Genomic DNA, 15,709 nt, shown 5'->3' with positions numbered 1-15,709 from the left:
GATTCGTCCGGCCTTTTTTTGTGCCTGCGGTTTGCCCTTCAGTGGCCCCCCATCACGTCTCTGAATCATCGGGGCGGGGCGTCTTCAGCCCCTGCTTCTGCTTTTCCATGAACGTTTTCATCATGTCCATCGGCAACGGGAAGACAATGGTGGAGGAGTTGTTGTTGCTCATGTCCGCCAGGGTCTGCAGGTACCGCAGCTGCATGGCACCGGAATTGGTCGACATCACATCCGCCGCTTCCACCAGTTTTTTCGAGGCCTGAAGTTCGCCTTCCGCGTGAATCACCTTTGCCCTCCGTTCACGCTCCGCTTCGGCCTGACGGGCGATCGCCCGGATCATCGACTCGTTGAGGTCCACGTGTTTGATCTCGACGTTGGCCACCTTGATACCCCACTCCTCGGTCTGCGCGTCGATGATCTCCTGGATATCGATATTGAGTTTGTCGCGCTCCGACAGCATCTCGTCCAGATCGTGCTTGCCGAGCACCGAGCGCAGGGTGGTTTGCGCCAGCTGGCTGGTCGCTGCACCGTAGTCTTCGACGCGGATAATCGCCCGCTCCGGATCAACAACCCGGAAATACAGCACGGCATTGACCCGCACGGTGACGTTGTCTTTGGATATCACGTCCTGGCTGGGCACATCGAGGGTGATCACCCGCAAATCCACCCTGACAATCTGCTGAATACCGGGAATCACAATGATCAGACCCGGGCCTTTCACACCCTGGAAGCGCCCCAGGAAAAACACCACGCCACGCTCATACTCGGGCAGGATCTTGATGGCCGACCCGAGGATCAGCAGGAGCACCACCGTCGGTGCCAGATAGGGAATCAGATCTCCGAACATCATACCGTCTCCTTCACTGGTTCAGCTTTCTGAGCAATGACTGGGTCAGCGGCCAGCAACCGCATCCAGCGGTTCCACCAGCACGGTCAGGCCGCTGATCTCGTGCACCTGAACGCGGCTACCGGCGGGCACCGGTACCGAACTGCGGGCGTTCCAGCGCTCTCCGCTCATGCGGACGTGGCCGCGGAAGCCTTCGTCATCGGGCACAAAATCCTCAAGCGCCACCACCTGCTCATGGGACATCTGCTCCGGCCCACTGACCGGATCGCGTTTGCGCAGGCCGATGAAGCGGGTAACCGTCCACAGCATGAAGCCGGCGGCAACCGCCGCCGTGCCCCCGATCATGGGCAGGGAAATGTCGCGGTGGCTGCCATCCATCAAAATCACCGAGCCGGTGATAAACGCCACAATGCCCCCGATGCCCAGTATCCCGAAACTGGGCATGAACGCCTCCCCGACAATGAAGGCCAGACCCAGCAGTATCAGCGCAAGACCGGCGTAATTCACCGACAGCACCTGGAAGGCGAACAGCGCCAGAATGAGGCTGATGGCGCCGATGACCCCCGGGAAGATGGCGCCGGGGTTGGACAACTCGAAAATGATGCCGTAAAAACCGATGATCATCAGGAAGTAGGCGACGTTCGGGTCGGTGATCACCGACAGCAGCCGGGTGCGCCAGTCCGGTTTCGCCCGCACTACCTCCAGCCCGCTGGTCTGCAGGGTGCGCTCGCCGTCGGCCATGCGCACGGTACGGCCATCGATCTGCGCCAGCAGGTCGGACAGGTTGCTTGCCACCACCTCGATCACCTGCTGCTCCCGGGCTTCCTCGGCCCCGAGATTGACGGCCTCGCGAACGGCTTCCTCGGCCCAGTCCGCATTGCGACCATGGCGCTGGGCCAGGCCTCGAATGTAGCTGACAGCGTCTTCCAGCACTTTGCGTTCCATGGCGGTGCCGCCACGGCGTTTCGTGTCTGGCCGCTCGCCGTCTGCCTGTTTGTTGTCCCCGGCCTCCCCGCCGTCGGATTCCGCCGGCTCTTCCGCCGGTTCATCTATGCCCGGTACGCCGCCCATCTGTACCGGAGTCGCTGACCCCAGGTTGGTGGCGGGCGCCATGGCAGCGATGTGGCTGGCATACAGGATGTAGGTGCCGGCACTGGCGGCGCGGGCGCCTTCCGGTGACACGTAGGTGGCAACCGGTACCGGCGAGGCGAGAATGTCCTTGATGATCGCGCGCATGGAATCCATCAGCCCGCCGGGGGTGTCCATCTCAATGACCACCACGGCAGCGCCCTCTGCGTCCGCGCGCTGCAGGCCGCGGGCCAGATAGTCCACGGTGGCCGGACCAATAGCGCCATCCACGGTCAATACCAGGGCCGTGGGGCCCTGGGTTTGCTGGGCGTATACAGAATGGGCGAGGGAAGCCAGCGCAAGCAGTGCGCCGAGCAGGAATACAGACAGGCACCAGGCAGCTGGCCTGGTGCGAATCACTTGATCGGGTTGGCGGGCTTTCATCATTCCTCCCCTCATCAGGGTGAAACGGCGTCGTCGTTATTGTTCAATTATCCTATTACGACTATAGCGCGGACACTGGATGTGTGACCCGGCCCGACCGGTTTTGTTTCATTTGGCGTCGGATCAGAACCAGAGCTGCTGGCTCTCGCTTTCCTCTTCCGCTGCCGGGGACTGCTCGGCACCGGACTCGCCCGCTGCCATCTGACGTACCTGCTCGCCGACCATGGTGGGCAGGCCATCGGCCTGATCAACCGCCAGCTCAATGGCGCTGCGCTGGATCTCGACATCCGGGCGGCGCTGGAGAAACCCATCCACCGCTTCGCTCACCTCCTGCCACAGCCACTCACGGTCTTTCTGACTGTATTCTTCATGGGGGCGGTGCACTTCCAGCCAGACTTCACCGCCGGACACACCGATCTTCACCGGCTCCTTGATGACGCGAACCGGCGTTCCCTTGCTGACCTGGTAGACGAAGCGCGAGATGTCCTCGTTGTACATGCGGAAACAGCCGTGGCTGACCTGCATGCCGACACCAAACTGTTTGTTGGTGCCGTGAATCAGATACCCCTTTTCACTGAGCATCAGTGCGTGGGTACCCAATGGATTGCCCGGACCGGGCGGGATCATCCGTGGCAGGTACTCGCCCGAGGCTTCGTACTCGGCGCGAATGCTGGCCGGCGGATACCAGGCAGGCGATTCCAGCGGCATGGTGACTTCGGCGTCCGTCAGCGGGGAGGGGTTGTCGTCGGTACCGACGCCCACCGGATACACCTGCACGCCTTCTTCGGTGAAATAGTACAGGCGGTATTCGGCAAGGTTGATGACAATGCCCTTACGCTCGACGTCTGGCAGCACATACTGCTGCGGCAGGGTGACGCGGGTGCCATCCCCGGGCAGCCAGGGATCGATACCGGGATTGGCCTTGACCAGTTCCAGATAACCGAGGCTCAGGTCGTTGCCAATGGCGGCGAAGGTGTCTTCATAGCGGGTAGTGAACACGGCCAGACGCCCGGCCAGATCACCATCGATCGCAAACGTCGGCACGCGCGGCTGACGATCCGGCTGCTCGTCACCGTCTATCTCCCGGGTCTTGTCCTGCACGGCCCCATAGGCCACGCTCCCGGCCAGCATCAGCCCGATGGCAATCACCCCCAGGAGTCGTTTACACCGCATAACTCGTTTTCCACCCATCGATTTCGGTTTCCAGGCGTCAGGTTCAGACCAGGGCCGCCCATACAGTGGCGATCGCCAGTAGCACAAACAGGATACTGGCGCCGAGGCGAGCCGTTGCCAAGGGCAACCGATCCATCAGCCACTTGCCCGCCATGATAACCGGTATGTTCGCCAACAGCATCCCGACCGTGGTGCCGATGATAACCCAGAGGGTTTCCGGGTACCTGGCCGCCAGCACCACCGTCGCCACCTGGGTCTTGTCGCCAATTTCGGCGATGAAGAACATCACCGTGGTGGCCATGAAGGCGCCCATGCCCAGAAAGCGGGAGTCTTCGCTGTCGTCTTTGTCGGGAATCAGCAGCCACAGGGCGATGGCCATAAAACTGACCGCCAGTATCCAGGGTAACCACTGGTCGGGTATCCATTCGGCGACCCAGGCGCCCAGCCATGCGGACAACGCATGATTCAGCACGGTGGCAATGAAAATACCCAGAATGATCGGCAGGCGCTGGGCGTACCGTGCAACCAGAAAAAGAGACAGCAGCTGGGTCTTGTCACCGATTTCGGCGATGGCTACGGCAATCGTTGAGGCGAGAAAAGCGTCCATGAAATGCTCCGGGGGCGGATAATCAGACATGAGACAGCCCACCTTCCGCCCTCTGGAGGTGACACTGCCTCAGGTCTTGCCAATTTCACCGGCCTGCCCGGCCTGCAGTGAAACATGGTAGCCATGGAGATTGAGCCCCAAGTGTGTTGACTACCATCTGGGCGGAACCGCTGGTTCCGCCACAGAGGCTACTCCCCTGAAGAGAGTGCGCATCTTAGCCAATCGTCCCGGCCGCGGCAACTACACCCGCATTTTCCAGACCGGTATGGCCGCCACCGCGACAAACGCGGCCACCAGCCACCAGGCCGAATGAAACGCATCGATGGTGGGCACACCACCACGGTGATCGCCGAACTCGATGGTCAGGGCAACCAGATTGACGCCGAAGGCACCGCCAAGCTGCCGGGTAAAATTGATGGTGCTGGAACCGGCGCCCAGCTCCGCCGGTTCCAGCGGGTTCAATGCACCGGTGGACAGCGCCGGCAGCATGAAACCGATGCCGATCCGGCCGATCACGGTCCACAGTGCAAGCCAGCCAAACGCCAGCTCAAGATCCGACAGGGCGAACAGGACCGCCGAGGTGGCAAACAGCGTGATCCCGAAGACCACCAGCGAGCGGGCGCTTTTGCGGTCCGCCAGACGGCCGGCAATTGGAAACGTGGCGCCCAGCACGATACCCGCCGGCAGCATCAGCAGCCCGGCGTCGGTGGCGGAGAACCCGAGCGCGGTCTGCACAAACAACGGCACCAGATAGGTGGAACCAAACAGCGCCAGCCCGAGGGCCATGGCCCCCAGATTGGCGAACAGGAACGCGCGGTTTCGCAGCAGGCGGATATTGTCCAGCGGATGCGGCGTGCGGCGTTCCCGGATCACAAACAGCACCAGGGCAATGGCCGCCACGGCCATTTCCAGTGCAATCAGGGTTTGCTGACCGGCGAACTGCTGCAGCCGGTTCAGGGCGTCCAGGGCCAGCGCAATGGTGGCGCCGAGCAGAACAAGGCCCGGCAGATCGAAACGGTAGGGCGCTGGCCGCGACACCGGCAGCGGCAGGAAACGCCACGCCATGGCCACCCCGATCAGGGTGACCGGTACCGGGGCAAACATCACGTAGCGCCAGTCCAGCTGATCGACCAGAAAACCGCCAAGCACCGGCCCCAGCGCCGGCGCCAGAATCACCCCCATCCCGTAGATGCCCATGGCCTGCCCGCGACGTTCCCGCGGGAACACCCGGAACACCAGATACATGCCCATCGGCTGCATCAGGCCGGCCATGGCCCCCTGACCAATACGGGCCACGATCAGCTGCTCCGGAGACGTGGCGAAACCGCCGGCGACGGAAATAACACTGAACACCGCCATGGCGGTGCCCAGGGTCTTGCGCACGCCGAAGTGGTCGAGCAGCCAGCTTGATGCCAGCATGGTGGTGGTCATGGCGGCAATGAATCCGGTCGCCAGCCAGTGCACCTGGCCCTGACGGATACCGAATTCCATCATGATGTCATGCAGGGCGACGTTCACCACCGTGGCACTGAGCACCGTGGCCATGGTGCCCAGCATGACCGTAGCCACCGCTAGCCAGCGCCAGCGCTCGCCATATCGGGCACGCAGCCCTTCAACCGTATTGTCGCTCAGGGCAAAGGCTCCTGTCGGGGACGCATGGCATTACTTCTGCTTTTCGGCGTTTTCCATGATCTTGTGGAAGACCTTGATGGCAACTTCGATGTCGTCATCCGCAACGCCATCAAGCATCTGTTCGCGCAGTTTCGCCGCGCGCTCGGTGAGATCGTCCATAAACGCCCGGCCGTTGTCGGTCAGGTGCAGGCGTCGCGCCCGGCGGTCGTTGGGGCAGGGCCGGCGTTCGATCAGCTTCTGTTGCTCGAGGCTGTCCAGCAGGCGCACCAGCGTGGGGTTCTCGATCGCCATCAGGCTGGCCAGCTCGCGCTGGGTCAGCCCTTCGCCGCCCTGTTGCAGGTAGACCATGGTGGTCCAGCGCGCCTGGGTTACCCCCAGATCTTTCAGGCGTTCATCCAGCAGCTTGCGCCAGCGACGGGTTACCCGGGCAACCGCAAAGGGGAACTGATCTCTCATGGTCTGAACTCCGGTCAGGAACTAATAAACTGTTAATGCTAACAATAGTAAGCTAACCATTGAGATAAAAACAGATGTGAAGACGGAATCAAAATGGGTGAAAACCGAAAGGCAGGCCGTTCAGCCCGCCTGCCGCAACTCTTCTTCCTTCATCTCCACCACTTCCGGGGATTCATGGAACGATTCGTTGCGAGGATCGAGCTCGGTCAGCACCACGGAAGACTCCGGCATGGCCGGCACAAAGTGCTCCTGATCCGCCACCGCCACATCGTCGGTGTGACTGATGCGGTAGCTGGTCACAACCGCCAGTACCAGCAGGAAGCCGGCGTTGCCCAGAAACAGGCCGCGCGGTCCCAGCTGACTGACCAGCTCGGCCATCACAATCGGCCCGATCACGCTGCCAACGCCGTAGCTCAGCAGCAGGGTAGCGCTGGCAGCCACAATCCGGTTGCTTTCCATCCGGTCGTTGGTGATGGCCACCGCAACCGGGTAGACCGTGGCCGACAGCCCGGTAAACAGACCCACCAGAATGGTCAGCAACCATAACCGCTCGGCACCGAGCACGCCCACCAGCACCGCGGCGGTGGCCGCGGTCACTGCAATCCAGAACATCACCCGGCGGCGATCGAAGCTGTCACACAAAAGCCCGAGGGGCCAGGCCAGCAGCATGGCCGCCACAATGGCACTGGCCATAAAGGTGGAAGTGCGGGCCACATCCAGCCCCACCATGGTGGCGTACACCGGGCCCAGCGCGTAGAACGAGCCGATCAGTACGCCACAGATCAGGGCGCCGGCCACCCCGGTGAACGACTCCCGTGCCAGTTTGAAGATCGACATGCGCTCGGCCTGTTCGATGACCGGCGCTTCCATTCGCGTCAGCGACAGCGGAATCAGCGCCAGCACCAGCAGCATGGCGGCGATGGAAAACGGCATGAAGTTGGCCGGGTCGCCGATGTTCACCACCAGCTGCCCACCGGCGGCGGACAGATAGAACACAATCTGGTAGATAGCAAACAACGCGCCGCGGTTGTCGTTGGTGGCCCGGCTGCTGAACCAGCTCTCAATGACCACCAGCACGCCGGCGATACTGAATCCCGACAACACCCGCAAAAACGCCCAGAAGATCATCGACACCGCCATCGGATACATCAGCGACGCCACCGCGGCAGCGGCCGCAAACACGGCGAAGGTGCGGATATGGCCAACCCGGGCAATGATTTTCTGGGCGTAGAGGGTGCCGAGCACGAAGCCGATGGAGTAACACACCAGCACCCAGCCGATGATGTCTGCCGGTACCGATTCGATACTGAGGCGGATACCCAGCAGCGTCATCAGGAACGCGTTACCACTGACCAGCAGAATGATGCTCAGAATCAATGCAGAGAGAGAGGCGACCATGCGGGTCATCGATACAGCTCCGGACTTTAGGGAGTTCGGTTCGCGGGTTGTGCCAAAAGGTGACTGTGACAAAACATAGCAGCGCAGGCCGGAGTTTGCCGACCGCGCATTAGACCAGCCGGGCTGGCGGCTGACCACTACGCACTTGCCACAATCACCGCCGCGCACAGAGTCACATTTATGGCGCCGGGGAGCGCGTCACGGCTGCTTTTGACATTGTTTTACATTAAGGTGACGTAACAGACCTGCCGGCAACGAGCGGTTAACATTATTCCAGCTATTCACCAAACCCGTGAGTGCCTGTTATGAAAAAAACGGACTGGCCCATCCGGTGGGATCTGCTGCTTCGCTACCGCCTGATTGAGATTATTGCCCTGTGGGAAGGACGGCTGACGACCAACCACATCTGTCACAGCTTTGGCATTGGTCGGCAGCAGGCCTCCAAGGACATCAATACCTACCTGCGGGAGCTTGCGCCCGACAACCTGATCTATGACCGGCACCTGAAAGGTTACGTGCCGGCGTCCGACTTCCGGCCCGTCGTCACCCGCGGCCACGCCAGCGAGTATCTGGATCTGCTGGCGCGCCAGGAACACCTGAGCGACACCTTTGAATCCCTCAACATCAGCCTGCCGGACAGCACGGTGATCCAGGGGCCGCACCGGGTGGTGCAGCCCGCCGTGATGCGTGCCGTGGTCACCGCCACACGCCATGGCCGTCAACTGCGCGTGGGGTATGCGTCGCTGTCCCAGTCTGGCATCAGCCAGCGGGTCCTGGAGCCCCATACACTGGTCTGCGTGGGCCGGAACTGGCATGTGCGGGCCTGGTGCGAAACCACCGGCGGTTACCGCGACTTTGCGCTCAGCCGTTTCCGCGGCGAACCTGACGTGGTGCGCCAGCGGGCGCGCCACACGGTGCACCAGGACGATGAATGGAACCGTGAACTCACGCTGGTGCTGGCGCCGGACAGCCGCCTGAGCCGGGACTGCCGCGACATCATTGCGACCGATTACGGCATGACCGACCATCGCCTGGAACTGACCACGCGGGCGGCCCTGGCCCCCTATTTGCTCTCCAATCTGGGGGTGTCGATGGACGCCCCGCACCCGGACCCGCTGATCCAGCAACTGGAGCTGGCCAACCCCGAGCAGGTCCATCTTGGCAGCCCTCGTCAGCATAAAGCGGTGAAAGCCGTGGCAGGGCTTTGCTAGACTCACCGGGTGACCGCCTATACCGCCAGCCCGCTAACCGTCGCTTTCCTCGCCACCGCCCTTGCCGCTTGCACCGGATCGGCGGCGGCTGAGGAATGCCATAGCCCCGCCACCCCGATTGCTGAGGTGCAGGGCAGCGGGGCGCGCTCGCTATTGGCGGGCACCGACGTCAGCGTCGAGGGCATCATCACCCTCGATTCCCGACACGCCGGCGGCTTCCGCGGGTTTTACCTGCAGCAGGCCGACGACGAAACCGACCAGCTGCCTGCAACTTCCGAAGCCCTGTTTATCCACACCGGCCTCAATGCTGGCAAACCCGGTCACCGGGTGCGGGTGCGCGGCCGGGTCAAGGAGTTCCACGATCTTACCGAGCTGACCGATGTCCGGTTTGTGCGCGATTGCGGGCCCTCGGCGCTACCGCAACCGGTCAGCATCCGCCTGCCCTGGCCCGCCGGTGATTCGCCCCCCGAACGGCTGGAAAACATGCGGGTGCGGGTCAGCAACCGGCTCACGGTGATCGACAGCTATCAGCTGGCGCAATACGGCGAGCTGACCCTGGCGGCGGCCACCCAGACCATCCCGACCGAGATCCTGCCACCGGGACCGGCGGCCGCTGCGCTGTCGCAGCAGCAAGACCGTCATCGCCTGGTGCTGGACGACAACCGCGGCGTGCGCCATCCCGATCCAACCCCCTGGCCCACGCCAGCTCTGGCACTGGACAACACCGTCCGGACCGGCGACACCCTCTCCGGACTCGAGGGCGTACTCGACTATCGCTTTGGCGCCTGGCGGCTGCAACCGACGGCCGGCCCGGCGTTCCACCGGGACAACCCTCGCAAGCCACCGCCGCCCCGGCACACCGACGCCACGCTGCGGGTGCTTTTTCTCAATCTCGAGAACTATTTCAATGGCAACGGCCGTGGTCAGGGTTTTCCCACGGACCGGGGCGCCCGCACCCTCGAGCAGTTTCAGCGCCAGTCGCAGCGATTGATCGCCGCCCTCACGCTACCGGACCCCGACGTTATCGCAGTGGCTGAGCTGGAGAACGACGGCCATGGTGAGCACAGCGCACTGCTTCGGCTCGCTCAGGCACTGGGTCCGCAGTGGCGCGCCATTCGCGCCTGGGCGTCCAGTGGCACGGACGCTATCCGTACCGCATTGCTGTACCGGACAGACCGGGTTGAACCCGACGGCCAGGCCTCGCACCTGGCATCCGGTCCTTTCCAGAAGCAGGGCAGGCGGCCTCTGGCCCAGACCTTGCGGCCGCTCGGTAGCGAGCGCGGCGTGCAGATCATCGTCCCTCACCTGAAATCAAAGGCCTGTCACGGCGCCCGCGGGCGCAACCGGGATCAACAGGATGGCCAGGGGTGTTTCAGTGATCGTCGTGAAAAGGCCGCCCGTGCGCTGGTGGCATGGGTTTCAACCCACCCTGCGCCAGCCTCGACCGCCGGCACGCTGATCACCGGTGACCTCAACAGCTACGCCCGGGAAACACCGCTGACGATCTTCCGCAACGCCGGCTTTTCCAGCCTGGTTCATCACTTCCACCCCTGTACCGACGCCGGCTGCCCCCAGACCACTTACCGTTACAAGGGCAGGAACGGCAGCCTCGACTACGCCCTGGCCTCCGACAGCCTGATGCCGCTGGTGCTCGGCGCCTGGAGTTGGGCCATCAACGCGGAGGAGCCGCCAGCGCTGGGTTACCGCCAGAACGCCTCTCCGGCGTCACCGTGGCGATCCTCCGATCACAACCCGGTGATCGTCGATCTCGCCCTCTGAACGTCTGCCTGGTTGCTCGGGTGCCGCCGTAAACCGGCGGCAAAGCCATCGCCCGCCATCCTCTGAGGGGTACACTGGAACCACTCAACGACTGCGGGAATGCACCATGAACCTACCGACCCCCAATCTGTGGCCGCTGGCACGCAGCGGCCAACGCTGGCTGCTGCAGGCAAAAAGACGGGAAACCCGGATCGACGGCCATCGCCTCGTGTACCTTGAGCGTGGCGCGCCAGGCCCCTCGCGGCCCACCGTGCTGCTGATACACGGCTTTGCGGCCATGAAGGAGAACTGGGCGTTGTGGTTACAGAAGCTGCCCCGGGACTGGCATATCCTTGTCCCCGACGTACCGGGGCTCGGTGAAAGCGACTACCACCCCGGCGCCAGCTACCGCTATGAAGCCCAGGCACTGAGGCTGCGGGACTGGCTGGCTACCTTCCCTACAGACAATATCCATCTGGCCGGCAGTTCCATGGGCGGGGCCATCGCGGCGGTACTGGCCCACCGCATGGAACCGGCCCCGCGCTCGATCACCCTGCTCAACAGCGCCGGCATCCCCGAGCACGATGGCGTGGACATCGACGCGCCGTTCGAATCCGATCGCGACGACATACTCATCCCCCGGGACTGGGCCGGCGTCTATCGCATGTTCAACAGCGTCGGCAATGGCAAACCCACCGCCATGGGGCTGGCCATGACCGGCCTGCTGGGACCCGATCTGCTGCAGCGCCGTGATGCCCTTCGCCATATTTTTGATGACATGCTGGCCGACGCACTGGCGCCCGCCCGCTACCTCGGCTCCGGCACACCACCGCTGCAGGTGCAGTGGGGCGACCGCGATGTGATCACGCCGACGCGCTGCGTTGACTGGTTCCGCACCGCCACCCCCCAGGCGGATATTCATGTGTTCCGTGGCGTCGGGCACCTGCCAATGCTGGAGAATCCCGGCCGTTCGGCCGCCACCCTGGCGGGCTTTATCGAACGCCACCAGCACTGATTGGCCTGCGTGGCCTCTTGACCCGTCAGCGAAGTCATGGGGCCGGCCCCGGGTTACGGTCATAATCGGGGTCAGACGTTGCTCCCTTACATAACAAGAACAGAACACAACGAGGAAACACCATGCGCGCCTCCGTATCGACGGTTCAGGATCTGGGCATGCCGGCCATTTACCTGCATCTGCTGGCGGAACTGCTGAACACCATTGGAGTGGATGAACGGGCTCTGCTGCTGCGGGTAGGGCTTGATCCGGCCCGACTGAAATCCACCGATCTGCGAGTCAGCCAGGCCCAGGCCAGCGAATTCGTGACCCGGGCGATTATTGAAAGCGGCGAGCCGGGGCTGGGCATCATGCTGGCGCGGGAGCTCAAGCTTCCGCTGCATGGCGCACTGGGCACCGCCGTCATGAGCAGTCGCTCCCTCGATGAAGCGCTGGAACTGATGACCCGCTATCTGACCCTGCGGGCGCCGCACCTGAACGTCGAGCGCCGACAGGAAGGCGATAACGTGCTGTTCAACGTGTCCTGTGGCGTCGATCTCGGCCCGCTGCAGGGGTTCATCATGGACGCCATGCTGTTCGGTTGCGTGTCCATGGGCGCGCAACTGACCGGTACCCCGGTGCCCGGCTCCGCCATACTGCGCCGCCATGCCGAACCGGCGTATTTCCATCGTTTCCGCCAGCACATTCCGGTGCCGGTAAGGTACAACTCGGCGGTGGACGCGCTGCTCATCCCGCGCGCGCAACTGTACCTGCCGGTGCGCTTCAGTGACGCCCAGCTGGCCGCGTCGTCACGGGCCAAATGCGAGGAGGCGCTGAAGCAGCTGACTGCAGATGCCGGCTTTGCCTGCCGCGTCCGACGGGTCATCGAGACCAGCCACCCGTTTCCGCCGAAACTGGCCAGGGTCGCTGCCACACTCTTCGTTTCCGAACGCACCCTGAAACGCCGCTTGCAGGAAGAACAGGCCAGTTTCCAGAATCTGGTTGATCATGTACGGCTGCAACGGGCGGGGGAACTGTTGACCAATACCGGCATGAACCTCAGCCAGATTGCCGACGCGCTGGGCTACGCCGACGCCGCCAACTTCACCCGGGCGTTCAAGCGTTGGACCGGCACCAGCCCCAGCCACTATCGCAGCCAGGCGCTGCAACCGGCGGTGAAATCCCGCACTTTCGGCATGGGCGCAACCGCCTGAGCTGCGGCCAGGGGGATCAGTCGATGCCGATAATCTTGTGCATCTGCAGCGTCAGGCGCCAGCGTGGGTGGGCCAGGCAGTAATCGGTTGCCTTGCGGGTATTGCTCTGCTTGACCGGATCCGACCCGCCCTCCGGCGCTGTCGGTGACGCCATGGGTGACAGGAAGTAGTGTCTGGCCTGCACATCCGCAAAACGCTCCGGCATGGCCTTCGGCTGGGGATAGACCAGTTTCAGCTCATCACAACGCTCAATCACCACCGGGGCATCAGCCTTGGGGCTGACGCACAACCAGTCGATACCGGACGGGGCCGGCAGGGTGCCATTGGTTTCCACACCCACCTCGAACCCCTGCTGGTGAAAGGCCGCTATCAGCTCAGTGTCGAGCTGCAGCAGTGGCTCGCCACCGGTGCAGACCACATAGGGTTGTCCGGGCGCGTCGGGCCAGAGACTTCGTATGTGCCGCGCCAGCGCCTCGGCACTGTCAAAGCGGCCGCCATTCTGGCCATCGGTGCCGACGAAGTCGGTGTCACAGAAATCACAGACGGCCTGCGCCCGGTCCTTTTCACGACCGTTCCACAGATTGCACTTGCTGAATCGGCAAAACACCGCGGCGCGGCCCGCCTGGGCACCCTCGCCCTGCAGGGTGTAGAACGCTTCCTTGACCCGGTACATCAGCGCGCATCCTCATAAGGCAGGGGATCGGTCAGGCCGTGGGCGGCAAACGCCTCGCGACGCTCAACGCAGGAGCCACAGACACCACAGGCCCGTTCACGGCCGTTGTAGCAGGTCCAGGTCTGGCTGTAATCGAGGTTCAGCTGCAGCCCCTGCGCCAGAATGTCGGACTTGTCCAGGGCCATGAAGGGCGCTTCAATTGCCACCGGCTGGTAATTGGCGACCCGGCATACGGCGTCCATTTTCTCGACAAATTCCGGACGACAATCCGGATAAATCGCGTGGTCGCCGCCATGGGCCCCATACCACACCGCACTCGCACCCGCGGTGACCGCGTAACCGGTGGCCAGCGACAACAGAATCATGTTGCGATTGGGCACCACCGTGGCCTTCATCGATTCTTCCTCGTAATGGCCTTCGGGCACCTCAACGTCGGAGGTCAGCGCCGAGCCGGCCATCACCGCACCCAGGGCACGGATATCGATCACTTTATGGGGAATTCCGGCGGCATCGCACACCTGACGGGCGCAGTCCAGCTCGCGCACATGGCGCTGGCCATAGTCGAAGGACAGGGCATGAACCTGGTAGCCGCGGGCACGCGCCAGATGCAACAGAGTGAAGGAATCCATCCCTCCGGAATAAATAACTACAACGGTTTCGGACATCGGTTCTTTCCATTTCGCCATTTCGCCATTTCGCCAGTCAGCAGCGGCTGTCATCGGGTTTTTACATTCGATGAGCATATTGTAACAGTGGAATCACACGATAGGTTCGCGTCCTGACTAGGGGGCGGGTAAACTCAGCCAACGGCACATCAACAAAAATACAGGAATAATGAATTCCGAACTCCACCCAGCGTTCATCGATTTCGAGGCTTCCAGCCTTGATCTCATCGCCAGTTACCCGATCGAAGTGGGTATCTGCCTGCCCGACGGCCAACTGCACAGCTGGCTGATCCGCCCTCATGTGCTCTGGCAGGACTGGTCGGACAACGCGGAGCAGATTCACGGCATTGACCGCAAAACCCTCGAGGCCGAGGGTACGCCGGTGGCCATCGTGGCCGAGGAGCTGAACAGGCTGCTGCCCGCCCAGGTTTTCTGCGACGCCTGGACCTTCGACAGTTTCTGGCTCCACCGGCTCTACCGGGTAGCCGGCGTCACTCCCGCGTTCCAGCTGGAATCCATTTCCATGCTGCTGAACTCGGTGCAGGTCCGCCACTGGTCGGCGGTGCGTCAGGAGGTTATCAGGGAACTCGGGCTGCCGGTTCACCGGGCGGCCAACGACGCGCTGATTCTTCACCGGACCTGGCAGCAGATTGATCTGCACTCCGGCGGGTTAGCACCGCTGTCTGACGAGAGCCGTCAGGCCTGACCGACCGGGTATCCCTGCGGCCGTCACTCGCGCGTCAGTGTTTCAGCCGGTGCGCTCTCACCGCCACCACCTCCAGCACATCCCGCAGGGTATTCAGGGTCCAGTAGGTGACCAACGCCATCAGGCCGGCGCCCACAACGGTGAACGCGAGGTCATCCCCCACCACTTGGCCACGGGCCAGCATCAGGTACACCGCCAGGGCGGCGATCAACAGGAATTCGACAAGTGCGTGTGCGTGTAACTTTTGGCGAGCAGATCCGGCTTCTTCGGACATCTTGCTAGGTTTCAACCTCTCTTTACTGGTGATATTCAACACTGCGTTAGTGATTAAATTATCGGCAAAAACAGGCTGGAAGGCTGTACGAAGTAGTGGCTACGGATTATCCACTACCAAAAAAAACGCAGCCCCAAGAGGCTGCGTCGTAAAGGAGAGATCCACTGGATGCCAGGGCAATTCACTGCCGGGCACCCGGGATTGCACAACGTAAAAACACGTGACAGATGCAATTATGAGCGCCCGACCCGCCCCGGTCTGTAGGGGTTTGCCGAAGCCTCGCAGGCCTTGCAAAGCGGCTGGCAACCGATACACTGATGCTGTTACCGAAACCGTAAGGCGACGCCCATCCGGCGCACCGCCGACCAAGAGCCAGAATCCATGCGACAGTTTATCCGACATTCCCTGATTCACACGGGCGCGGGCCGTCTCGCCGACCAGTGTGTTCTCGTCATGGTGAAAAACAGCTAACGGCTTTCGGTCAGTCCCGGGAGCCGTTCGAGCGACCGGGCCAGTCTCTCCGCCAGACCCCGGTTGCTACAGCTCCGGGGTTTTTGTTTTTGCAGCCGCAAAACGACAAGGAGAACAT

The 15,709-nt window shown here is 62.7% G+C and carries 15 protein-coding genes; 5 read left to right on the top strand and 10 right to left on the bottom strand.

Translation table 11 applies throughout. The annotated features are described in order from the left end of the window. Positions 1-52: 52 nt before the first annotated feature. The 7 genes from DYI22_RS06255 to DYI22_RS06225 all read right to left on the bottom strand — a co-directional run bounded on the left by DYI22_RS06255 (position 53) and on the right by DYI22_RS06225 (position 7,634). On the bottom strand, positions 53-850 hold the full coding sequence (locus tag DYI22_RS06255) for a slipin family protein (RefSeq protein WP_213477182.1): 798 nt from the start codon (positions 848-850) through the stop codon (positions 53-55). A gap of 42 nt (positions 851-892) precedes the next feature. Next, a complete protein-coding gene (locus DYI22_RS06250; protein ID WP_213477312.1) occupies positions 893-2,359 on the bottom strand; it encodes an NfeD family protein in 1,467 nt (488 codons plus the stop codon). A 123-nt stretch (positions 2,360-2,482) separates the two neighbouring features. Beyond that, on the bottom strand, positions 2,483-3,532 hold the full coding sequence (locus tag DYI22_RS06245) for a L,D-transpeptidase family protein (protein ID WP_213477181.1): 1,050 nt from the start codon (positions 3,530-3,532) through the stop codon (positions 2,483-2,485). Positions 3,533-3,575: 43 nt separating this feature from the next. Beyond that, positions 3,576-4,139 carry a TMEM165/GDT1 family protein gene (locus tag DYI22_RS06240; RefSeq protein WP_213477311.1) on the bottom strand — a complete coding sequence of 188 codons (564 nt, stop codon included), beginning with the start codon at positions 4,137-4,139 and terminating at the stop codon, positions 3,576-3,578. A 240-nt stretch (positions 4,140-4,379) separates the two neighbouring features. Next, positions 4,380-5,771: a DHA2 family efflux MFS transporter permease subunit gene (locus DYI22_RS06235; RefSeq protein ID WP_213477310.1), complete on the bottom strand. Its 1,392-nt coding sequence runs from the start codon at positions 5,769-5,771 to the stop codon at positions 4,380-4,382. 30 nt (positions 5,772-5,801) lie between these two features. Further along, positions 5,802-6,227, bottom strand: coding sequence for a MarR family transcriptional regulator (locus DYI22_RS06230; RefSeq protein WP_213477180.1), 426 nt, complete (start codon positions 6,225-6,227; stop codon positions 5,802-5,804). A 120-nt stretch (positions 6,228-6,347) separates the two neighbouring features. Then, a complete protein-coding gene (locus DYI22_RS06225) occupies positions 6,348-7,634 on the bottom strand; it encodes an MFS transporter (protein WP_213477179.1) in 1,287 nt (428 codons plus the stop codon). 296 nt (positions 7,635-7,930) lie between these two features. On the opposite strand from DYI22_RS06225, the gene DYI22_RS06220 reads away from it, so the two are divergent. The 4 genes from DYI22_RS06220 to DYI22_RS06205 all read left to right on the top strand — a co-directional run bounded on the left by DYI22_RS06220 (position 7,931) and on the right by DYI22_RS06205 (position 12,802). Continuing rightward, positions 7,931-8,836 (top strand): helix-turn-helix transcriptional regulator, encoded by a 906-nt coding sequence (locus tag DYI22_RS06220; protein ID WP_213477178.1) that lies wholly within the window; start codon positions 7,931-7,933, stop codon positions 8,834-8,836. A 9-nt stretch (positions 8,837-8,845) separates the two neighbouring features. After that, positions 8,846-10,615 carry an ExeM/NucH family extracellular endonuclease gene (locus tag DYI22_RS06215; protein ID WP_323132877.1) on the top strand — a complete coding sequence of 590 codons (1,770 nt, stop codon included), beginning with the start codon at positions 8,846-8,848 and terminating at the stop codon, positions 10,613-10,615. A gap of 106 nt (positions 10,616-10,721) precedes the next feature. Then, positions 10,722-11,609, top strand: coding sequence for an alpha/beta fold hydrolase (locus tag DYI22_RS06210; protein ID WP_213477177.1), 888 nt, complete (start codon positions 10,722-10,724; stop codon positions 11,607-11,609). 122 nt (positions 11,610-11,731) lie between these two features. Next, a complete protein-coding gene (locus tag DYI22_RS06205; RefSeq protein ID WP_213477176.1) occupies positions 11,732-12,802 on the top strand; it encodes an AraC family transcriptional regulator in 1,071 nt (356 codons plus the stop codon). 16 nt (positions 12,803-12,818) lie between these two features. On the opposite strand, the gene queE is transcribed toward DYI22_RS06205, so the two are convergent. Both queE and queC read right to left on the bottom strand, forming a co-directional pair. Beyond that, a complete protein-coding gene (gene queE / locus DYI22_RS06200) occupies positions 12,819-13,475 on the bottom strand; it encodes a 7-carboxy-7-deazaguanine synthase (RefSeq protein WP_213477175.1) in 657 nt (218 codons plus the stop codon). Further along, positions 13,475-14,140, bottom strand: coding sequence for a 7-cyano-7-deazaguanine synthase QueC (gene queC / locus DYI22_RS06195; protein ID WP_213477174.1), 666 nt, complete (start codon positions 14,138-14,140; stop codon positions 13,475-13,477). Before queC ends, queE begins: the two co-directional genes overlap by 1 nt. Before the next feature lie 169 nt (positions 14,141-14,309). Between queC and DYI22_RS06190 the strand changes: the two genes are divergently transcribed. After that, complete coding sequence (locus DYI22_RS06190) at positions 14,310-14,846, top strand: hypothetical protein (RefSeq protein WP_213477173.1); 537 nt, start codon at positions 14,310-14,312, stop codon at positions 14,844-14,846. A gap of 34 nt (positions 14,847-14,880) precedes the next feature. On the opposite strand, the gene DYI22_RS06185 is transcribed toward DYI22_RS06190, so the two are convergent. Further along, positions 14,881-15,120: a hypothetical protein gene (locus tag DYI22_RS06185; protein ID WP_213477172.1), complete on the bottom strand. Its 240-nt coding sequence runs from the start codon at positions 15,118-15,120 to the stop codon at positions 14,881-14,883. Positions 15,121-15,709: the final 589 nt, after the last annotated feature.

The organism is Marinobacter lipolyticus, assembly GCF_018424605.1.
Taxonomy (GTDB): Bacteria; Pseudomonadota; Gammaproteobacteria; order Pseudomonadales; family Oleiphilaceae; genus Marinobacter; species Marinobacter lipolyticus_B.
Note: the sequence above shows the minus strand (reverse complement) of the source record. Positions and strands in the feature narration are given on the sequence as shown.

Bases quoted from the DNA above. Each gene is read 5' to 3' on its own strand.
- DYI22_RS06190 (WP_213477173.1), top strand. From the start codon at position 14,310: ATGAATTCCGAACTCCACCCAGCGTTCATCGATTTCGAGGCTTCCAGC.
- DYI22_RS06220 (WP_213477178.1), top strand. From the start codon at position 7,931: ATGAAAAAAACGGACTGGCCCATCCGGTGGGATCTGCTGCTTCGCTAC.
- DYI22_RS06240 (WP_213477311.1), bottom strand. From the start codon at position 4,139: ATGGACGCTTTTCTCGCCTCAACGATTGCCGTAGCCATCGCCGAAATC.
- DYI22_RS06185 (WP_213477172.1), bottom strand. From the start codon at position 15,120: ATGTCCGAAGAAGCCGGATCTGCTCGCCAAAAGTTACACGCACACGCA.
- DYI22_RS06210 (WP_213477177.1), top strand. From the start codon at position 10,722: ATGAACCTACCGACCCCCAATCTGTGGCCGCTGGCACGCAGCGGCCAA.
- DYI22_RS06205 (WP_213477176.1), top strand. From the start codon at position 11,732: ATGCGCGCCTCCGTATCGACGGTTCAGGATCTGGGCATGCCGGCCATT.
- queE (WP_213477175.1), bottom strand. From the start codon at position 13,475: ATGTACCGGGTCAAGGAAGCGTTCTACACCCTGCAGGGCGAGGGTGCC.
- DYI22_RS06250 (WP_213477312.1), bottom strand. From the start codon at position 2,359: ATGAAAGCCCGCCAACCCGATCAAGTGATTCGCACCAGGCCAGCTGCC.
- DYI22_RS06255 (WP_213477182.1), bottom strand. From the start codon at position 850: ATGATGTTCGGAGATCTGATTCCCTATCTGGCACCGACGGTGGTGCTC.
- DYI22_RS06245 (WP_213477181.1), bottom strand. From the start codon at position 3,532: ATGCGGTGTAAACGACTCCTGGGGGTGATTGCCATCGGGCTGATGCTG.
- queC (WP_213477174.1), bottom strand. From the start codon at position 14,140: ATGTCCGAAACCGTTGTAGTTATTTATTCCGGAGGGATGGATTCCTTC.
- DYI22_RS06225 (WP_213477179.1), bottom strand. From the start codon at position 7,634: ATGACCCGCATGGTCGCCTCTCTCTCTGCATTGATTCTGAGCATCATT.
- DYI22_RS06230 (WP_213477180.1), bottom strand. From the start codon at position 6,227: ATGAGAGATCAGTTCCCCTTTGCGGTTGCCCGGGTAACCCGTCGCTGG.